The following is an 18,575-nucleotide window of genomic DNA, read 5'->3' on the forward strand; positions in this document are numbered from 1 at the left end:
TGTGCTTGTCACAGGAATCCAGTGCGCCCAAGTCCTTGGGCGCGGGAGGAGCAATTGCCAAAAAGAAAGAGTCATTCATCGCGCGGACGCGCGATGGCTGGATTCCTGTGACAAGCACAGGAATGCGGGAGAGAAAGGAAGTCTCAGTCCTACCCATTGTCAGCTTCCAAAGCCCGACCGAATGATCGTAATCACCCACCCGTCATCGGCGGAAATATACCGATCTCTTTCGCCCCTGATATCGGCTCGTCATGTTCGACATGCTCCATGTCGAGCGCCACGCGGATCACGTCGGGATATTGAAGTGCGGTCTCATATTCTTCGCCCAGCGTCTTCAAATGATTCAACAGATCGGCGACGGTGACGACGGAGGAGGGGAGGTCGATCTCCTCCTCGCCCTTGCCGATGCGCTCGCGCACCCAGGCGAAATAGACAAGCCGCGTCATTCCTCGTCATCCACGATATGTTTCACCCCGGCGCGGAAATAGTCGTAACCGGTATAGATGGTCAGCAGTGCGGCGATCCACAGCAACGCGATGCCGGTCTGCGTCGTATAGGGGAAAATCTCGTCTCCGGCCGGGCCGGCGAGCAGGAAGGCGATGGCGACGAGCTGCAGCGTCGTCTTCCACTTGGCAATCCGCGTCACCGGTACGCTGACTTTCAGCGCCGCCAGATATTCGCGCAGTCCCGACACCAGGATCTCGCGGCAGAGAATGGTGATCGCCGCCCAGATCGACCAGCCGGCGATTGTCTGGTCGGCCGCGACCAGGAGAAGGATCGAGGCGACCAGCAGCTTGTCGGCGATCGGGTCGAGCATGCGGCCGATATTCGACGTCTGGTTCCAGATGCGCGCGAGATAGCCATCGAGGAAATCGGTGAGCGAGGCGATGACGAAGATCCACAGCGCCACCCAGCGCGCCGTATTGCTGATCGACAGCCTGCCCTCGATGAAGAAGCAGAGAACGATCAGCGGTACGGCGAGGATGCGGCCGTAGGTCAGAAGATTGGGAATGCTATACGCACGCGATGCCATGGGATCGTTTCTCTGAATTGATGCGCCGCTGCAGCGCCGCGCGTCTTTTCAGGCGCGCAAAGGACGCTGTAACACTTTAGAATATCCGCATCGAGCTTTCCGAAAGTCGATTCCGATTTTCGGGCCGATGCGGTAGATGACGGCTTTGGCCGCGGACCGTCAACATTCTTTCTGTCTTTTCACCGCCTTTGCGTGGAATTTGCGACGGACGCCGGTTATTTCGCGGCGTCGTCATGGAAATGGTTATAGACCTGCTTGGCGACGGCTTCCGATATGCCTTCCACCGCCATCAGGTCGGACAGGGCGGCGCGCGAAACCGCCTTTGCCGTGCCGAAATGCTGAAGCAGCGCGCGTTTGCGCGACGGGCCGATGCCTCCGATCTCGTCGAGCGGGTTCTTGATCATTTCCTTCTTGCGCCGTGCCCGGTGCGAGCCGATCGCGAAACGGTGCGCCTCGTCGCGCATGCGCTGGATGAAGTAGAGCACCGGATCGCGCGGCGGCAGCGTGAAGCTCTCGCGTCCCGGCGGGAAGAAGCGTTCACGCCCGGCGTCGCGGTCGACACCCTTGGCGATGCCGATCGCCGTCACGCTGTCGGTGATGCCGAGTTCGGCAAGGATGGCGCGCACCGCCGTCATCTGCCCCTGGCCGCCGTCGATGAGGATCACATCGGGCCACGTGGGGAAGGGCATGTCGGCAGCGTCGGGTGTGGCCACCTGCGCCGTCCGGTCAGGAATGCCGTCCTCCTTGATCAGCCGCGAGAAACGCCGCGACATCACCTCCTTCATCATGCCGAAGTCGTCGCCGGGCGTGATGTCGGTCGATTTGATGTTGAACTTGCGGTACTGGTTCTTGACGAAACCTTCCGGCCCCGCGACCACCATGCCGCCGACGGCATTGGTGCCCATGATATGCGAGTTGTCGTAGATCTCGATGCGCTGCGGTGCGTAGGCAAGCCCGAACGTTTCCTTGAAACCTTCGAGCAGCCGCGACTGTGACGCCGTCTCGGCGAGCTTTCGTCCATGCGCCTCGCGCGCATTGCCGACGACATGGTCGACCAGATCCCGCTTCTCGCCGCGCTGCGGCACCAGGATGGAAACCTTGTGGCCGGCCTTTTCGCTGAGTGCTGCGGCGAGCAGCTCCAGTTCCTCGACCGTCTGCGACAGCATGATCTGCTTCGGCACCGGCTTGTCGTCGTAGAACTGCGCCAGGAAGGAATTCAGCACTTCCGCGCTCGAAAGCTGCGGATCGGCCTTCGGGAAATAGGCGCGGTTACCCCAGTTCTGGCCGGTGCGGAAGAAGAACACCTGGATGCAGGAGATGCCGCCCTCATGATGGATGGCGAAAACGTCAGCCTCCTCGACGCCGGCCGGATTGATGCCCTGATGGCTCTGCACATGCGACAGTGCGGCGAGGCGATCGCGATAGATCGCCGCCCGCTCGAAGTCGAGGTCTTCGGCCGCCTGGTTCATCGCCTCGGCCATATGCGACTTCACCTTCTGGCTCTTGCCGGACAGGAAGTCCTTCGCCTCCTGCACCAGTTCGCCGTACCCCCCATCGCTGACCTCGTGGGTACACGGCCCGGAACAGCGCTTGATCTGGTAGAGCAGGCAGGGGCGTGTGCGCGTTTCGAAGACGCTGTCGGTGCAGGTGCGGATCAGAAAGGCGCGCTGCAGCGAGTTGATCGTCCGCCCGACCGCGCCGGCCGAAGCGAAGGGCCCGAAATAGTCGCCCTTTCGCGCTCTCGCACCGCGATGCTTGAAGATCGCCGGCGCCCGGTGGTCGCCGGTGATGAGGATATAGGGAAAGGACTTGTCGTCGCGCAAAAGCACATTAAAGCGCGGCCGCAAGCGCTTGATCAGATTCGCTTCCAAGAGCAGCGCTTCGGTTTCCGTGCGCGTCGTCACGAATTCCATGTTCGCCGTTTGGCGCACCATCTGGGCGATGCGGTTGGAATGCACGCGGCCGACGGCGTAATTGTTGACGCGCTTCTTCAGGCTGCGTGCCTTGCCGACATAGAGCACGTCGCCCTCGGCATTGAACATCCGGTAGACGCCGGGGCTGTTCGGCAGCCGCTTGACGAATTCGCCGATCAGTTCCGCGCCGAGAAGCCCGGTTTCATTGAGGCTGCCCGCATTCCAGTCGACAGCAGCCGCAAGCGGCACGGCGACGGAAGCGTCGCCTTCCACTTCGATATCGTCTTCGCTCTCATCCGTCTCGTCGTAGAGAACGCCGCCATCCGGCAGCTTTCGTCCGTTCATTCCGTAATCTCCGCCACATCGGGCGTCTGCCAGGCAAGGTGCTGGCCGCCGTCTAGGGCAATCATCTGGCCGGTGACCGAGGGCGTGTCGTAAAGGAAGCGAATCGTTTGTCCGAATTCCTCCAGCGCCGGCCCTCGCTGCAAGATAAGGGCTGAGACCTGCGCTTGGAAGTCCTCCATCGCCTGCCGCTCGCTCGGCATCGACGGGCCGGGGCCGATGGCATTGACGCGGATGCGTGGCGCCAATGCCTGTGCAAGTGTCTGCGTCGCCGTCCACAGCGCGGATTTGGAGAGGGTATAGGAATAGAAGCTGGGCCTCAGCGCCCAGACCCGCTGGTCGATGATATTGACGATCAGCCCCGCTGCCTCAGCCGGCATCTGCTGCGCGAAGGCCGCAGCAAGGATAGAGGGCGCACGAACATGCAGGTCGAAGTGCAATGCCCATGTGGCGGCATTGAAACTACGCGCGGAATCATGCTGAAAAACCGACGCATTATTGATGAGCAGATCGACCGGCCCGAGCGCTTCCGACGCCTTCGCGACCAACGCGCCCGTTTCGCCGATATCGGTGAGATCGGCTTGCAGCGCGATCGCTCGATATCCCTTCCGCCGCAATTCCGCCACCAGCTCTTCTGCCTCACCGATCGAGCCGTTCGCGTGGATGGCAACGGAAAAGCCATTTGCAGCAAGGTCTTCGGCGATTGCTCGGCCTATTCTCTTAGCAGCCCCTGTTATAAGGGCCGAGCGAAGTCTTTTGTGGTTCAAAATCGTGCCTTCTGATCCCGCGAGTCTGTCTGCAGACTATATAGGCGCCGACGGTGATTATATAAATAGGCCGTTGCGGTTGCCTCGGGGAGGGGGATATTCTATGTATTATTTAAGAATGCGATTTCTTAAAATAAGTATTTTCAGTTTAACACTTCAGTATGGTTAATGAAGTGTATGTTGCGCCAAAGCAACATCGAATTTCAGCCATGCGGAAGCCACAATGATATCACAATTTGGCTCTTTCAAATCCGCATTTGAGTTCCAATTTCAGCCTCGATCCGGAAGGGACATCTGGCAATATCCCGCCAATGCTTCACTGATAGACAGATGACAAGCGGCGCGGGACTGAAAGGAGACTAAGTATGCGTGTACTCATTGCTGGCCTCATGGCCTCCGTTTTTGCGATTGCCGGCCTCTCGGCAGCTCAGGCGGCCGATGCCGTCGACCAGATTCCGGAAGCACCGGTCGCCCAGGACGCTCCAGTCAAGCCGGCAGGCAACTGGGAAGGCTTTTACCTCGGCGGCGCCGGCACCTACAACATGGGTGACTTCGGTTCCGACCGCCACACCTACGGTTTCGGCGGCCAGGTCTTCACCGGTTACAACTGGCAGCAGGGCCAGATCGTTTACGGTGTTGAATCCGATCTCGGCTACAGCGGCGACGACGTCTCCTCGGGCGGCGTCAAGAACAAGTATGGTTGGAACGGCTCCGTCCGTGGCCGCGTCGGCTACGACATGAACCCCTTCCTGCTCTACGGCACGGCCGGTCTTGCCATCGGCGACGTCAAGGTTTCCGACGACACCTCGGACGAAAGCAAGACGAACTTCGGCTACACGGTCGGCGCCGGCGTCGAAGCCTTCGTGACCAACAACATCACGACGCGCCTCGAATATCGCTACACCGACTACCAGAGCAAGGATTACGACCTCGACTCCGGCAGCTTCTCGCGCGGTTACGACGAGAACAGCGTCAAGCTCGGTATCGGCGTCAAGTTCTAAGCTCGTCGAATATCCGAACATCGAAAAGCCGGGCACGTCGCCCGGCTTTTTGATGTCTGCTCGTTGCTCCAGACGCTGAGCCCGCTCAGCCCTCGGACTTGAGCTCGCTGTGGGCCGGGAATTTCTTGTCGAACTGCAGCTGCCAGTCGATCAGCGGCGCATGATCGGCTTCCCACTGGTCCTTGAAGCGCAGTTCGAGATAATCGAGCGTCGCCGCCAGCGCGAAATGTCCGCCATGGAGCTTCTTGCCTGTTTTCGGCGGATTGGCGCTGAGATGAGCGAGCCCGCTCGTCGCCTTCTTCCACTGCCGGTCTATCCACGGCTGATGGACCTTTTCCTCGTCGCGGAAGCGCCGCTCGTAGACGATCGCCAGCAGGCAATCGCAGATGCCGTCGCAGAGCGCCTCGAGGATTTCCACATCCGTGCGCTTGCCCTTCTTGGAAGGGTAGAGCCCGCCCTTCGTCAGCCGGTCGAAATAATGCATGATCGCCACGCTATCGTATATCGAGACCTCGTCATCGGTCAGCAGCGTCGGGATCTTGCCGAGCGGATTGTTGTCCACCAGGATCGCAGGTCCGGTATTGGTGTCGACCCGGATGGCGTTCAACTCCAGGCCTAGAAAATGCGCGGCCATCCGCACCTTGTTGGAATAGGGTGAGGCGGGCGAACAAAGGAGCTTCATGGGACACCTGATGAGATTGTGGAGCTGCGGCGCGGACTATTCCCGAAGCTAGCGCATAACCCCGAAAATCGGAATCGATTTTCGGAAAGGATTATGCGCAAATTCAAAGTGCTACAGCGTCCTTTGCGCGTCTGAAAAGACGCGCGGCGCTGTAGTTGCCCGGTCAATCGTCCTTGACCGCCTTGTTCTCGCCACGCAGCCAGAAGGCGCGGTGAGAGGCGAAACGGTCTTGCGCCAGATGATCCTTCAATGCGGGCAGCAATTGGTGCAACTCATCCTTCAGCGTGAAGGGCGGGTTGACGATGACGAGGCCTGAGCCCGTCAGTCCCGTAATGCCGCGGTCGCTGCGAACGGCGAGTTCGGCGCAGAGCATTTTCGGGATGTCGAGCGCCTGCAGCGTCTCGTGGAATTCCTTGATCGGCGCGCCCTTTTTCAGCGGATACCACAGGCAATAGGTGCCGCCGGGAAAGCGGCGGTAGGCTTTTTCCAGTCCCTCGGCCAGCCGCTGATATTCGTCCTCTTCCTCGAAGGGCGGATCGACGAGGACGATGCCGCGCTTCTCCTTCGGCGGCAGATGCGCGCCGAGCGCCAGCCAGCCGTCAAGCTCGGTGATGCGGGCATGGTGATCGCCCTCGAACAGCCGGTGCAGCCTGACATAGTCCTCGGGGTGCAGTTCCATCGCCGACAGCCGATCTTGCGGCCGGAACAGCATGCGCGCAAGTTTCGGCGATCCGGGATAGAAACGGATGCCGCCCTGCGGATTGAGTTCGCGGATTGCGGAGAGGTAGGGTTCCAGCAGTTCGGAAACCTGAGGGCCGAGGTCTGCCTCCATCAGCTTGCCGATGCCATCGAGCCATTCGCCGGTTTTCTGCGCTTCTTCCAAGGAGAGGTCGTAGAGCCCGATGCCGGCATGCGTGTCGAGCACGCGGAACCCGCCATCCTTCTTCTGCATGTAGCGGATCAGCCGCGTCAGCACGACATGTTTCAGCACATCGGCAAAGTTGCCCGCGTGATAAATGTGGCGGTAGTTCATTTTTGCTGATGTCCGTATGAATTCGCGTCATGGGGAATTTTTGTGGCTTTTGGCCGTGCAAGCCTTGGAATATACAAATGCCATGAACATTGCGACCCCCATCCACGCCAAATCAGAAAAGCCGGACAATAGGGTGGGCCACACGGCCTGTCCGCATGACTGTCCCTCCACCTGCGCACTGGAGGTCGAGATATCGGAGGATGGCCGCATCGGCCGCGTGCGCGGCGCCAATGACCATTCCTACACGTCAGGCGTCATCTGCGCCAAGGTCGCCCGTTATGCCGAGCGGCTCTACCATCCCGACCGCCTGATGCATCCGTTGCGCCGCGCCGGCGCCAAGGGGGCAGGGCAGTGGCAGCAGATTTCTTGGGACGATGCGCTGGATGAGATCGCCGAAGCCTTTGTGAAAGCCGAGGCAAGGGACGGCAGCGAGGCGGTCTGGCCCTATTTCTACGCCGGTACGATGGGCTGGGTGCAGCGCGATTCCATCGATCGCCTCCGTCATGCCAAGCGTTACTCCGGTTTCTTCTCTTCGATCTGCACCAACCCGGCCTGGACCGGCTTCACCATGGCGACCGGCACGCTGCGCGGTCCCGATCCACGCGAGATGGGCCGCACCGATTGCGTCGTCATCTGGGGCACCAACGCGGTGTCGACGCAGGTCAATGTGATGACCCACGCCATCAAGTCGCGCAAGGAGCGCGGCGCGAAGATCGTCGTCATCGACATCTACGACAATCCGACGATGAAGCAGGCCGACATGGCGCTGATCGTCAGGCCGGGTACCGACGCCGCGCTCGCCTGCGCCGTCATGCACATCGCCTTCCGCGACGGTTACGCCGACCGCGATTACATGGCGAGATACGCCGATGATCCCGCCGGTCTCGAAGCGCATCTGAAAACCAAGACGCCGCAATGGGCCGCTGCTATCACCGGCCTTTCGATCGAGGAGATCGAAGCCTTCGCCAGCCTCGTCGGCACGACGAAGAAGACCTTCTTCCGCCTGGGTTACGGCTTCACCCGCCAGCGCAACGGCGCGGTCGCCATGCATGCGGCCGCCTCGGTCGCCACCGTTCTCGGCTCCTGGCAATATGAGGGCGGCGGCGCCTTCCATTCGAACAGCGATATCTTCCGCATGAACAGCGCCGAACTGACCGGCCGGTCGATGAAGGATGCCGATATCCGCATGCTCGACCAGTCGCAGATCGGCCGCGTGCTGACCGGCGATGCCGTGGCGCTGCGCCATCGCGGCCCGGTGACGGCTATGCTGATCCAGAACACCAATCCCGCCAACATCGCCCCCGAGCAGCGCCTCGTCAGACGTGGCTTTGCCCGTGAGGACCTCTTCGTTGCCGTCCACGAGCAGTTCCTGACCGAAACGGCCGAGATCGCCAATATCGTCATTCCGGCAACGATGTTCGTCGAACATGACGACATCTACCGGGCCGGCGGCCAGAACCATATCCTGCTGGGACCGAAGCTGGTCGAGCCACCGCCCACCGTGCGCACCAATCTCTTCGTCATCGAGGAACTGGCCAAACGCCTCGGCGTCGCCGATCGCCCAGGCTTCGGCTTTACCGCCCGCGAGATGGTCGACCGCATCCTCGAATCGAGCGGCCTGCCGGATTACGATCATTTCCTCGAACACAAATGGTTCGATCGCCAGCCCGCTTTCGAGGAAGCGCATTATCTGAACGGCTTTGCCCATCCGGACGGCAAGTTCCACTTTCGCCCGGACTGGATCAATCAGCCGGCGCCGAACAAACCGCCGGCGGCAATCGGCGCGCTCGGTCCGCACGCAGCGCTTCCAGACTTCCCCGATCAGGTCGATGTCATCGAAGTCGCCGATCCCGAGCATCCCTTCCGCCTCGCCACGTCGCCGGCGCGCAACTTCCTGAATTCGAGCTTTTCGGAAACCAAGACCTCCCGGCAGAAAGAAGGCCGCCCTGAAGTGATGATCAATCCGGCCGACGCCGAAGCCAACGGCATCACCCATGGCGATCTCGTCCGCATCGGTAACAGCCGCGGCGATCTGCGCATCCACGCCCGCATCACCACTGAAGTGAAATCAGGCGTGCTGATTGCCGAGGGCCTTTGGCCGAACAAGGCGCATGTCGACGGCGAGGGCATCAACGTCTTGACCGGCGCCGACCCCGTCGCGCCTTATGGCGGTGCGGCCGTGCACGACAACAAGGTCTGGCTTCGCAGGGACGCAGCATGATGCAGCCGAAATCCCGGGTGAAAATCGCCGGCGAGGAAACCCTGTCGAATGGGTGGACGCGGCTGAGCAGCTATCTGCTCGACTATATCGACCGCAAGGGCGCAACCCATCGGTTGAAGCGGGAAGTCTACCACCGCACGCCCGCCGCCTGCATTCTGCTTTATGATCCCAGGCGCGACCTCGTCGTTCTCGTCCGCCAATTCCGCCTCGCCGTTCATCTCAACGGCGATCCCAGCTGGATAATCGAGGTGCCGGCCGGCCTTCTCGACGATGACCATCCCGAAACGGCGATCCGTCGCGAGGCGATGGAGGAGACCGGCTATCGCCTGCGCGAGGCGCGCTTCCTGTTCAAATCCTACACCTCACCGGGTGCCGTCACCGAAGTGGTCCACTTCTTCGCAGCCCTCGTCGACATCGCCGACCGCGTGGCCGAAGGCGGCGGCCTGGACGAGGAGCACGAGGATATCGAAGTCCTCGAGATTCCGCTCGACGAGGCGGCGACGATGATCGAAACCGGCGAGATCTTCGACGTCAAGACGATCGTGCTTCTGCAATGGGCCTTGTTGAACAGGGCAAAGCTGACAGCGTGAATCTGCGGAGCGAGCGCATCGGGTCATTTCCAAAGCGCAAGTTTCCGCTTTAAGATGATACGGCGCGAAATTTCATACGACTGTCACGTAGCAGTTCTATGCGCTGCGGTTTGTCAATCATCGGATGCGGTCAGGAGAAAGCCCATGTGGCTCAGCAATTTCACCCTCGTTCTCCCAAACGAGGTGGTGAGTGAAGGTTCCGTGCGTGTTGAGGGTGGCGTCATCGCCGAGATCCGGCCGGAGCCGGTCGCCGGTGCTGCCATCGATGGCGGCAGGCGGCTGCTGATGCCGGGATTCGTCGATCTCCACGGCGACATGATCGAGCGCGAGATCGCCCCGCGGCCGAACGCGACGATGCCGATCGATTTCGGCATCCACGAACTCGACAAGAAGCTTGCCGCCGCCGGTGTCACCACAGCGTTTGCCGCCGTCTCTTTTGCGACCGAAAGCGTCTACGGCCACGTCCGCTCGCTGGAGACGACATCGGCGGTGATCGAAGGCATCAACCGCCTGCGTGATGATCTGCTGATCGACCACCGCGTCCACGCCCGTTACGAGATCACCAATGTCGGCGCAGCGCCTGCACTCGAACGCCTGCTGAATGCCGATCAGATCGACATGGTCTCGCTTACCGACCATACGCCGGGTCAGGGCCAGTACAACAACCTGCAAAGCTACATCCTTAGCATCTCCGAGCGCCGCGCCATCTCCGAGGAAATGGCGGCGGAGATCGTCGCCAAGCGCATTGCCATGCGCAACAATGCTGACATCGAGGCCAAGCTGAAGGAGATCGTCGCGCTGTCGCTGAAGCACAAGCTGTCGCTTGCCTCGCATGACGATGACAGCGTCGAAAAAGTCGCCGAGATGCACGATCTTGGCGTCACAATCAGCGAGTTTCCGGTCACCGCGCCTGCGGCCGAAGAGGCGCGCCGCCGCGGCCTCTGGACGCTGATGGGCGCGCCGAACGCGCTGCGCGGCCAGTCGATGTCGGGCAATCTCAGCGCGCTCGATGCCGCAAGGGCCGGCCTGCTGAGCGTCATCGCCGCCGATTATCATCCAGCTGCCTTCGTGCCTGGCATTTTCAAGCTTGCCGACATGGTGGACGGCGGCCTGCCGGCAGCCGTTGCCATGGCGACCGGCAATGCGGCCCGTTCCGCCGGCCTGTCGGATCGCGGCGAGATCGCCATCGGCCAGCGCGCCGATCTGGTCGTGGTCGAGCCGGGTGATATCAATCGCATCCGCGCCACCTTCCGCGCCGGCCGCTTCGTCTACAGCGACGGCACGCTGCATCCGTTAAGGGCGCTGGCGGCTTAAGCGCGGTCGCCGATCAGCGAAATAAGCTGGGTCTTGGGTGCGGCGGTCGAAGCCTCCGCGCCGACGGCCTTGCCGCCTTCCATCGTCACACGGCCTTCGGCAAAGAGCCGCAGCGCTTGCGGGTAAATCTGGTGTTCGATGGTGAGCACACGCGCGGCAAGGCTTTCGGCCGTGTCACCGGAAAAAACAGGTACGGCCGCCTGGCCGATCACCGGCCCCTCATCCATGCCTTCGGTGACGAAATGCACCGTGCAGCCGGCGATCCGCATGCCGGCGTCGATCGCCCGCTGATGCGTATGCAGGCCCGGAAATAAGGGCAGCAGGGAAGGGTGGATGTTGAGCATCCGGCCTTCATAACGCTGGATGAACGTCGCCGTCAGCAGCCGCATATAGCCTGCCAGGCAAAGAATATCGGGTTTAAGCTCGTCGAGCGCCGAAAAGATCGCCGCCTCATGCGCGTCCTTGCTGGCGTAGTCCTTGCGGGGAAAAGCGAATGTGGCAATGCCTTCGGCGGCGGCCTTGGCAAGCCCGCCGGCATCCGCCTTGTCGGAAATCACCCCGACGATCTCGGCCGGATAGTCGGCTGCCTTTGCCGCCGCAACCAGCGCCATCATGTTGGAGCCGCTGCCTGATATGAAGACGACGGCGCGTTTGCGCGGCGAACTCATATGGCAAGCGTGCCCTTGTAGACCGTGCCGGCAGCGCCTTCTTCGCGGGCGATCATGCGGCCGAGCGTGATAACTGTCTCGCCCTCGGCTTCGAGAGCCGCGGAAACCGTCGCGACATTCTCGCCGGCAACAACGGCGATCATGCCGACACCGCAGTTGAAGGTGCGCAGCATTTCCTTGGATTCGACGCCGCCCGTCTTGGCGAGCCATGAAAACACCGGCGGCACCTTGACGGCGGCAAGATCGATCTCGGCCGCCAGATGCTTCGGCAGCACGCGCGGAATATTTTCCGGGAAGCCGCCGCCGGTGATGTGCGCCAGCGCCTTGATGGCGCCGGTCTCGCGGATCGCCTTCAGAAGCGGCTTCACATAGATGCGTGTCGGCTCGAGCAGGGCTTCGCCGAGCTTCTTGCCCTCGGCGAACGGCGCCGGTGCATCCCAATCGAGGCCGGACAATTCGACGATCTTGCGCACCAGCGAGAAGCCGTTGGAATGAACGCCGGAGGAGGCAAGGCCGAGGATCACGTCACCCTCGGCAATATCGCCGGATGGCAGGAGCTTGCCGCGTTCGGCCGCACCGACAGCAAAGCCGGCGAGATCGTAGTCGCCGGAGGAATACATGCCGGGCATTTCGGCCGTCTCGCCGCCGATCAGCGCGCAGCCGGCCTCGCGGCAGCCGGCGGCAATGCCGCCGACGATGGCCGCACCCTGATCGGGGTCGAGCTTGCCGGTCGCGAAATAATCCAGGAAGAACAGCGGCTCGGCGCCCTGTACCACGAGATCGTTGACGCACATGGCGACGAGGTCGATCCCGACGGTGTCGTGATAGTCGGCATCGATCGCGATCTTCAGCTTGGTGCCGACGCCGTCATTGGCGGCGACGAGAACCGGATCGGTAAAACCTGCCGCCTTGAGATCGAAAAGCCCGCCGAAGCCGCCGATCTCGCCGTCGGCGCCGGGACGGCGGGTCGAGCGCACCGCCGGCTTGATCTTCTCGACGAGGAGGTTGCCGGCATCGATGTCGACGCCCGCATCGCTATATGTCAGGCCGTTTTTCCCAGACTGGCTCATGCTGGTCTCCGATGGCTATTTCAGGCGGCAAACGTGCCGCGTCATCTGCCGGTCGCAATTGCATGACAGGGGCTTTTATGCAAGCGCTGCATGGCAAAAGCCCCCAATTTCCCGCGTCTTCTTCCGGCCTTTCCGGGATTTGGCGCGACAGGGTTGACCATCTTTGCGCCTGCATCCTATGTGCTGAATGGCCGCTTCGGATCGCATGCGGCGTTCGGCGGCGGCGAGCGATCAGCGGGGAAGGCAATGCCACAGCAAGTCAGTGGGAACATTCTCAAGCGTCAGATCTTCTTCTGGCTGGCGGCGCTCGTCTTTTTCATCGCCTTCCTTTATGTCTTCAGCTCGATCCTGTTGCCCTTCATCGCCGGCATGGCGATCGCCTATTTCCTCGATCCGGTGGCCGACCGGCTGGAGCGGCTGGGTCTGAGCCGCATGATGGCGACCATCGGCATTCTCGTTGCCTTCGTCATCGTCTTCGCGCTGGCGCTGATGATCCTCATTCCGGTGCTGATCAGCCAGTTCAACGATTTCGCTCAACGTCTGCCGGGTTATATCAGCCAATTGCAGCAGTTCATCACGCAGGCGCAGAATTCGCTGCTGCCGGACTGGGTCGAGAACCAGATGGGCGCGATCAAGGACAATCTCTCCGGCATCCTGTCGGAGGGCATGGGCTTCCTCACCGGGCTCTTTGCGCAGATCTGGAATTCCGGCAAGGCGATCGTCGACGTCATATCGCTGCTTGTGGTCACCCCCGTCGTCGCCTTCTACATCCTGCTCGATTGGGACCGTATGGTCGCCAAGGTCGATCAGTGGATCCCGCGCGATTATGTCAGCGATGTTCGCCAGATCGCCAAGGAGATTGACCAGGCAATCGCCGGTTTCATTCGCGGCCAGGGCTCGCTCTGCCTCATCCTCGGCATCTATTATGCCGTCGGCCTTTCTCTCGTCGGGCTGAATTTCGGCCTGCTGATCGGCCTCTTCGCCGGCATGATCAGTTTCATTCCCTATGTCGGCTCGATGGTTGGCCTCGTGCTCGCCATCGGCGTGGCGCTTGTGCAGTTCTGGCCCGATTATCCGTGGATCGGGCTGGTGCTCGTCGTCTTCTTCAGCGGTCAGTTCCTCGAGGGCAACATTCTGCAGCCGAAGCTCGTCGGCTCCAGCGTCGGCCTGCATCCGGTCTGGCTGATGTTTGCGCTGTTTGCCTTCGGCGCGCTCTTCGGTTTCGTCGGGCTTCTGGTTGCGGTGCCGGCGGCTGCGGCCGTCGGCGTCCTTGTTCGTTTCGCGCTTTCGCGCTACCTTCAGAGCGATCTTTATTTTGGCGGGTCGCCCAGTGGCCGCGCCCGGAAGACGAAATCAGTTCCCAATGAATGACGTGAAGAACGCTGATCCGAAGCGCAAGGCCGGAGAGCAGCTGCCGCTGGTCTTTTCGCACGATGCCGCAAGCGGGCGCGACGACCTGCTGATTTCGGAGCGTCTTGCCGCCGCCGTTTCGATCGTCGATGCCTGGCCGGCATGGCCGTCGCCGGTCGTCGTGCTCGCCGGCCCCGTCGGCTCCGGAAAATCGCATCTCGCCCGCATCTGGCGGGAATTGAGCGGCGCCGTCGACATCCATCCCGAGCTTGGCTCCGACGCCGCAATTGCTGCCGCCGCCGGCCCGGTGCTGTTCGAGGATGCCGACCGCCTCGGCTTCGACGACAACGCGCTCTTCCACGTCATCAACAGCGTCCGCGAAAACGGCACCAGCCTGTTGATGACCAGCCGCCTCTGGCCGATGTCGTGGCCGGTTTTGCTGCCCGATCTGCGCTCGCGCCTGAAAGCGGCAACCGTCGTCGAGATCGGCGAACCCGATGAGGCGCTGTTGTCGCAGGTGATCGTCAAGCTCTTTGCCGACCGGCAGCTTTATATAGATGACAAACTCGTGCTCTATATCGTTGTCAGGATGGAGCGGTCGCTGAACGCGGCCCAGACGATCGTCGAAAGGCTTGACCGGCTGGCCCTGTCGCGGGGCACGAAAATCACCCGGTCTCTTGCTGCCGAAGTATTGAATGAATTGGGAAATTCGGAACCGGCCGATTGACTGTCACAGTTCCGTCGTCAAACTGATATAATTGCCTTTGCGGTTGATAACGGGGTAAGCGGACCATGGATAGTGCAGTCGCAGAACAGCAGGAACTTACTCCTGAGATCAACGACAACGTCCCGCCGCTGGAAGAGCTGCTCAAGAGCCCCGAACGCTTCATCAACCGGGAGTTCTCCTGGCTGCAGTTCAACCGCCGTGTTCTGGAAGAGACTTTGAATACCGAGCATCCGCTGCTCGAGCGCGTCCGCTTCCTGTCGATCTCCGCCGCCAACCTCGATGAATTCTTCATGGTGCGTGTCGCTGGCCTCGAGGGTCAGGTGCGCCAGAACATCGTCATCCGCAGCCCCGACGGCAAGACGCCGGCCGAGCAGCTCGACTCGATCCTGCAGGAGATCGACCATCTGCAGATGGAGCAGCAGGCCTCGCTCGCCGTCCTGCAGCAATATCTCGCCAAAGAAGACATCCTGATCGTGCGTCCCGGCGCCTTGAGCGATGCCGACCGCCAATGGCTGGCCGCCGAATTCGAACAGGCGATCTTCCCTGTTTTAACGCCGCTATCGATCGATCCCGCCCATCCGTTCCCGTTCATTCCGAACCTCGGCTTCTCGATCGGTCTGCAGCTGGTCAGCAAGAATGGCCGCGAGCCGATGACGGCGCTGCTGCGCCTGCCGGTGGCACTCGACCGCTTCGTCCGCCTGCCGGATGATGGAAACACCATCCGCTACATCACGCTCGAAGATGTCGCCAACATCTTCATCCACCGGCTCTACCCGGGTTACGAGGTGCAGGGCTCCGGTACGTTCCGCGTCATCCGCGACAGCGATATCGAAGTCGAGGAAGAGGCCGAGGATCTCGTCCGCTTCTTCGAAACGGCGCTGAAGCGGCGCCGTCGCGGCAAGGTCATCCGCATCGAGACCGACTCGGAAATGCCGGCGTCGCTGCGTCAGTTCGTCGTTCAGGCGCTCAATATCCCTGATAATCGCGTCGCCGTTTTGCCGGGCCTTCTGGCATTGAACACCCTGTCCGAGATCACCAAGGCGCCGCGCGAGGATCTCAGGTATGCGCCCTACAATGCGCGATTTCCCGAGCGTGTTCGCGAGCATGCCGGCGACTGCTTCGCCGCCATTCGCGAAAAGGACATGGTCGTCCACCACCCCTACGAATCTTTCGACGTGGTGGTCCAGTTTCTGCTCCAGGCTGCGCGCGATCCTGATGTCCTGGCGATAAAGCAGACGCTTTATCGCACCTCCAACGACAGCCCGATTGTCCGCGCGCTGATCGACGCCGCCGAAGCCGGCAAGTCGGTGACGGCGCTGGTCGAGCTCAAGGCTCGCTTCGACGAAGAGGCGAATATCCGCTGGGCGCGCGATCTCGAGCGCGCCGGCGTGCAGGTCGTCTTCGGCTTCATCGAGCTCAAGACCCACGCCAAGATGTCGATGGTCGTCCGGCGCGAGGAAGGCAAGCTGCGAACCTATTGCCACCTCGGAACGGGCAACTACCACCCGATCACCGCGAAGATCTATACAGACCTCTCCTATTTCACTTGCAATCCGGTGATCGCCCACGACATGGCGAATATCTTCAACTTCATCACCGGCTACGGCGAGCCCGAACAGGGCATGCAGCTCGCCATCTCGCCCTATACGATGCGCCCGCGCATCCTGCGCCACATCGAGGAAGAGATCCAGCACGCCAGGAACGGTGCGCCTGCCGCGATCTGGATGAAGATGAACGCGCTTGTCGACCCCGACATCATCGATGCGCTCTATCGCGCCAGCCATGCCGGCGTCGAGATCGATCTCGTCGTGCGCGGCATCTGCTGCCTGCGCCCGCAGGTGCCCGGCCTTTCGGAAAAGATCCGCGTCAAGTCGATCGTCGGCCGCTTCCTCGAACACAGCCGCATCTTCTGCTTCGGCAATGGTCACGGCCTGCCATCCGACAAGGCGCTGGTTTACATCGGTTCGGCCGACATGATGCCGAGAAACCTCGATCGCCGCGTCGAAACCATGGTTCCGCTGACGAATCCGACCGTTCACGAGCAGGTCTTGTCACAGATTATGCTCGGCAACGTGATTGACAATCAACAAAGCTACGAGATATTGCCCGACGGTACGTCGCGACGCATGGAAGTGCGCAGGGGCGAAGAACCGTTCAATGCGCAGCAGTATTTCATGACCAATCCGAGCCTGTCGGGCCGTGGTGAAGCTCTGAAGTCCAGTGCGCCGAAGCTGATCGCCGGCCTGCTCGAAGGCCGCAACAACAAGTAAAACTGGACCTAAATGGTTGAATCTGAAGCCCAGGGGCGCCTTCCGGGGATCGCCCCGGTCTCCGTCGTCGATATTGGATCGAATTCTATTCGTCTTGTCGTCTACGAAGGCATGTCCCGTTCGCCAACCGTCCTCTTCAACGAAAAGGTCCTCTGCGGCCTCGGCAAGGGCGTCGCCCTTACCGGCAAGATGGATGAAGACAGCGTCGCGCGGGCTTTGGCGGCGCTGCACCGTTTCAAGGCTTTGTCCGATCAGGCGCGCGCTGCCACCATGTATGTGCTGGCAACGGCGGCCGCGCGCGAGGCGAGCAACGGTCCTGATTTCATCCACCAGGCGGAAACCATCCTTAACCGCAAGGTTCGCGTGCTCTCCGGCGAGGAGGAGGCGAAATTCGCTTCGCTCGGCATCATCAGCGGTTTTTACAATCCTGACGGCATTGCCGGCGATCTCGGCGGCGGCTCGCTGGAGCTGATCGATATCAAGGGCAAGGAGTTCGGCAAGGGCATCACGCTGCCGCTCGGCGGCCTGCGCCTATCGGAATATGCCGGCGGTTCGCTCTCCAAAGCCCAGAGCTTTGCCCGAAAGCAGCTGAAGACGGCAAAGCTGCTGTCGAAAGGCGAGGGCCGAACCTTCTACGCTGTCGGCGGTACCTGGCGAAACATCGCCAAGCTGCACATGGAAATCACTCATTATCCGCTGCACATGATGCAGGGGTATGAGGTGTCGTTCGAAGGAATGATGCAGTTCCTCGACCAGGTGGTGACTGCGCGCGACTCCAGGGAGCCGGCGCTGCAGGCCGTTTCCAAGCACCGCCGTTCGCTGCTGCCTTTCGGCGCCGTCGCCATGAAGGAAGTGCTGAGCGCGATGAAGCCGTCGTTGATTTCCTTCTCGGCGCAGGGTGTGCGCGAGGGATATCTTTATTCGCTGCTGTCGGAGGCCGAGCGCCGCGCCGATCCGCTGCTTGCCGCCGCCGGAGAACTGGCGATCCTGCGTGCCCGTTCGCCGGAGCATGCCCGCGAGCTGGCGGAATGGACCGGCCGCATGATGCCCCTCTTCGGCATCCAGGAAACCGAAGAGGAAAGCCGCTACCGCCAGGCCGCCTGTCTGCTTGCCGATATCAGCTGGCGCGCCCATCCTGACTATCGCGGCCTGCAGGCGCTGAACGTCATCGCCCACTCTTCCTTCGTCGGCATCAGTCATCCCGGCCGCGCCTTCATCGCGCTTTCCAACTATTACCGTTTCGAAGGCCTGCATGACGACGGCGCCACCGGTCAGCTGGCGCAGATCGCCACGCCGCAGCTCATCGAGCGCGCCAAGCTGCTCGGCGGCATGCTGCGCGTCGTCTACCTCTTCTCGGCCTCGATGCCCGGCATCGTCAAGAACCTGACCTTCCGCAAATCCTCGAGCCCGGACCTCGACCTCGAATTCGTCGTGCCTCCCGAATATCGCGACTTTGCAGGCGAACGCCTGGACGGCCGCCTGCAGCAGCTGTCGAAGCTAACGAACAAGCGGTTGGCGTTTCGGTTCGAGTAGGTCTGATTTGCGGCCGTTGTGCCGTGTGTGCCCCCCCCCCTCTGGCCTGTGTCCAGCCGAT

Annotated in this window: 16 protein-coding genes; 8 read left to right on the plus strand and 8 right to left on the minus strand. The window is 61.5% G+C overall.

The features are described from left to right. Positions 1–191: 191 nt before the first annotated feature. The 4 genes from moaD to AC2444_RS06080 form a co-directional block, all read right to left on the minus strand. Entirely contained in the window at positions 192–446 is a 255-nt protein-coding gene (gene moaD, locus AC2444_RS06065) for a molybdopterin converting factor subunit 1 (protein WP_012756855.1), read from the minus strand. Next, positions 443–1,033, minus strand: coding sequence for a CDP-diacylglycerol--glycerol-3-phosphate 3-phosphatidyltransferase (pgsA, locus tag AC2444_RS06070; RefSeq protein WP_003547103.1), 591 nt, complete (start codon positions 1,031–1,033; stop codon positions 443–445). Before pgsA ends, moaD begins: the two co-directional genes overlap by 4 nt. Positions 1,034–1,248: 215 nt before the next feature. Beyond that, a complete protein-coding gene (gene uvrC / locus AC2444_RS06075; protein ID WP_012756856.1) occupies positions 1,249–3,291 on the minus strand; it encodes an excinuclease ABC subunit UvrC in 2,043 nt (680 codons plus the stop codon). After that, positions 3,288–4,055: an SDR family oxidoreductase gene (locus AC2444_RS06080; protein WP_012756857.1), complete on the minus strand. Its 768-nt coding sequence runs from the start codon at positions 4,053–4,055 to the stop codon at positions 3,288–3,290. The genes uvrC and AC2444_RS06080 overlap by 4 nt, the downstream gene beginning before the upstream one ends. 365 nt (positions 4,056–4,420) lie before the next feature. Between AC2444_RS06080 and AC2444_RS06085 the strand changes: the two genes are divergently transcribed. Further along, positions 4,421–5,056 carry an outer membrane protein gene (locus AC2444_RS06085; RefSeq protein WP_012756858.1) on the plus strand — a complete coding sequence of 212 codons (636 nt, stop codon included), beginning with the start codon at positions 4,421–4,423 and terminating at the stop codon, positions 5,054–5,056. A gap of 85 nt (positions 5,057–5,141) precedes the next feature. Here the strand turns inward: AC2444_RS06085 and AC2444_RS06090 are convergent, their stop codons facing one another. Both AC2444_RS06090 and AC2444_RS06095 read right to left on the minus strand, forming a co-directional pair. Further along, positions 5,142–5,738 (minus strand): glutathione S-transferase family protein, encoded by a 597-nt coding sequence (locus AC2444_RS06090; protein ID WP_017993546.1) that lies wholly within the window; start codon positions 5,736–5,738, stop codon positions 5,142–5,144. A gap of 163 nt (positions 5,739–5,901) precedes the next feature. Further along, positions 5,902–6,771 (minus strand): 23S rRNA (adenine(2030)-N(6))-methyltransferase RlmJ, encoded by an 870-nt coding sequence (locus AC2444_RS06095; protein WP_003547108.1) that lies wholly within the window; start codon positions 6,769–6,771, stop codon positions 5,902–5,904. Positions 6,772–6,787: 16 nt separating this feature from the next. Between AC2444_RS06095 and AC2444_RS06100 the strand changes: the two genes are divergently transcribed. From AC2444_RS06100 to AC2444_RS06110, 3 genes are all read left to right on the plus strand, one after another. Beyond that, a complete protein-coding gene (locus AC2444_RS06100) occupies positions 6,788–8,992 on the plus strand; it encodes a molybdopterin-containing oxidoreductase family protein (RefSeq protein ID WP_012756859.1) in 2,205 nt (734 codons plus the stop codon). Beyond that, positions 8,989–9,582 (plus strand): NUDIX domain-containing protein, encoded by a 594-nt coding sequence (locus tag AC2444_RS06105; RefSeq protein ID WP_012756860.1) that lies wholly within the window; start codon positions 8,989–8,991, stop codon positions 9,580–9,582. The genes AC2444_RS06100 and AC2444_RS06105 overlap by 4 nt, the downstream gene beginning before the upstream one ends. A gap of 144 nt (positions 9,583–9,726) precedes the next feature. After that, complete coding sequence (locus AC2444_RS06110) at positions 9,727–10,896, plus strand: alpha-D-ribose 1-methylphosphonate 5-triphosphate diphosphatase (RefSeq protein WP_012756861.1); 1,170 nt, start codon at positions 9,727–9,729, stop codon at positions 10,894–10,896. Here AC2444_RS06110 and purN read toward each other — a convergent pair. After that, on the minus strand, positions 10,893–11,564 hold the full coding sequence (purN, locus tag AC2444_RS06115; protein ID WP_012756862.1) for a phosphoribosylglycinamide formyltransferase: 672 nt from the start codon (positions 11,562–11,564) through the stop codon (positions 10,893–10,895). The genes AC2444_RS06110 and purN overlap by 4 nt on opposite strands. After that, positions 11,561–12,634: a phosphoribosylformylglycinamidine cyclo-ligase gene (gene purM / locus AC2444_RS06120; RefSeq protein ID WP_012756863.1), complete on the minus strand. Its 1,074-nt coding sequence runs from the start codon at positions 12,632–12,634 to the stop codon at positions 11,561–11,563. Before purM ends, purN begins: the two co-directional genes overlap by 4 nt. A 246-nt stretch (positions 12,635–12,880) precedes the next feature. On the opposite strand from purM, the gene AC2444_RS06125 reads away from it, so the two are divergent. The 4 genes from AC2444_RS06125 (at position 12,881) to ppx (ending at position 18,514) form a co-directional block, all read left to right on the plus strand. Then, positions 12,881–14,005 carry an AI-2E family transporter gene (locus AC2444_RS06125; protein ID WP_012756864.1) on the plus strand — a complete coding sequence of 375 codons (1,125 nt, stop codon included), beginning with the start codon at positions 12,881–12,883 and terminating at the stop codon, positions 14,003–14,005. Further along, the gene (gene hdaA / locus AC2444_RS06130) at positions 13,998–14,711 is read left to right on the plus strand and encodes a DnaA regulatory inactivator HdaA (RefSeq protein ID WP_012756865.1); all 714 of its coding nucleotides are present in this window, start codon (positions 13,998–14,000) and stop codon (positions 14,709–14,711) included. The genes AC2444_RS06125 and hdaA overlap by 8 nt, the downstream gene beginning before the upstream one ends. Before the next feature lie 65 nt (positions 14,712–14,776). Further along, on the plus strand, positions 14,777–16,981 hold the full coding sequence (locus AC2444_RS06135; protein ID WP_012756866.1) for an RNA degradosome polyphosphate kinase: 2,205 nt from the start codon (positions 14,777–14,779) through the stop codon (positions 16,979–16,981). Between the two features lie 12 nt (positions 16,982–16,993). Then, on the plus strand, positions 16,994–18,514 hold the full coding sequence (gene ppx, locus AC2444_RS06140; protein WP_012756867.1) for an exopolyphosphatase: 1,521 nt from the start codon (positions 16,994–16,996) through the stop codon (positions 18,512–18,514). The last annotated feature ends 61 nt before the right edge of the window (positions 18,515–18,575 follow it).

Source organism: Rhizobium sp. WSM1328, from assembly GCF_057653715.1.

What these genes read in the sequence shown, in the direction of transcription:
- moaD (WP_012756855.1), bottom strand. Translation starts at nt 446, where the DNA reads ATGACGCGGCTTGTCTATTTCGCCTGGGTGCGCGAGCGCATCGGCAAG.
- pgsA (WP_003547103.1), bottom strand. Translation starts at nt 1,033, where the DNA reads ATGGCATCGCGTGCGTATAGCATTCCCAATCTTCTGACCTACGGCCGC.
- uvrC (WP_012756856.1), bottom strand. Translation starts at nt 3,291, where the DNA reads ATGAACGGACGAAAGCTGCCGGATGGCGGCGTTCTCTACGACGAGACG.
- AC2444_RS06085 (WP_012756858.1), top strand. Translation starts at nt 4,421, where the DNA reads ATGCGTGTACTCATTGCTGGCCTCATGGCCTCCGTTTTTGCGATTGCC.
- AC2444_RS06090 (WP_017993546.1), bottom strand. Translation starts at nt 5,738, where the DNA reads ATGAAGCTCCTTTGTTCGCCCGCCTCACCCTATTCCAACAAGGTGCGG.
- AC2444_RS06095 (WP_003547108.1), bottom strand. Translation starts at nt 6,771, where the DNA reads ATGAACTACCGCCACATTTATCACGCGGGCAACTTTGCCGATGTGCTG.
- AC2444_RS06100 (WP_012756859.1), top strand. Translation starts at nt 6,788, where the DNA reads ATGAATTCGCGTCATGGGGAATTTTTGTGGCTTTTGGCCGTGCAAGCC.
- AC2444_RS06105 (WP_012756860.1), top strand. Translation starts at nt 8,989, where the DNA reads ATGATGCAGCCGAAATCCCGGGTGAAAATCGCCGGCGAGGAAACCCTG.
- AC2444_RS06110 (WP_012756861.1), top strand. Translation starts at nt 9,727, where the DNA reads ATGTGGCTCAGCAATTTCACCCTCGTTCTCCCAAACGAGGTGGTGAGT.
- purN (WP_012756862.1), bottom strand. Translation starts at nt 11,564, where the DNA reads ATGAGTTCGCCGCGCAAACGCGCCGTCGTCTTCATATCAGGCAGCGGC.
- purM (WP_012756863.1), bottom strand. Translation starts at nt 12,634, where the DNA reads ATGAGCCAGTCTGGGAAAAACGGCCTGACATATAGCGATGCGGGCGTC.
- AC2444_RS06125 (WP_012756864.1), top strand. Translation starts at nt 12,881, where the DNA reads ATGCCACAGCAAGTCAGTGGGAACATTCTCAAGCGTCAGATCTTCTTC.
- hdaA (WP_012756865.1), top strand. Translation starts at nt 13,998, where the DNA reads ATGAATGACGTGAAGAACGCTGATCCGAAGCGCAAGGCCGGAGAGCAG.
- AC2444_RS06135 (WP_012756866.1), top strand. Translation starts at nt 14,777, where the DNA reads ATGGATAGTGCAGTCGCAGAACAGCAGGAACTTACTCCTGAGATCAAC.
- ppx (WP_012756867.1), top strand. Translation starts at nt 16,994, where the DNA reads ATGGTTGAATCTGAAGCCCAGGGGCGCCTTCCGGGGATCGCCCCGGTC.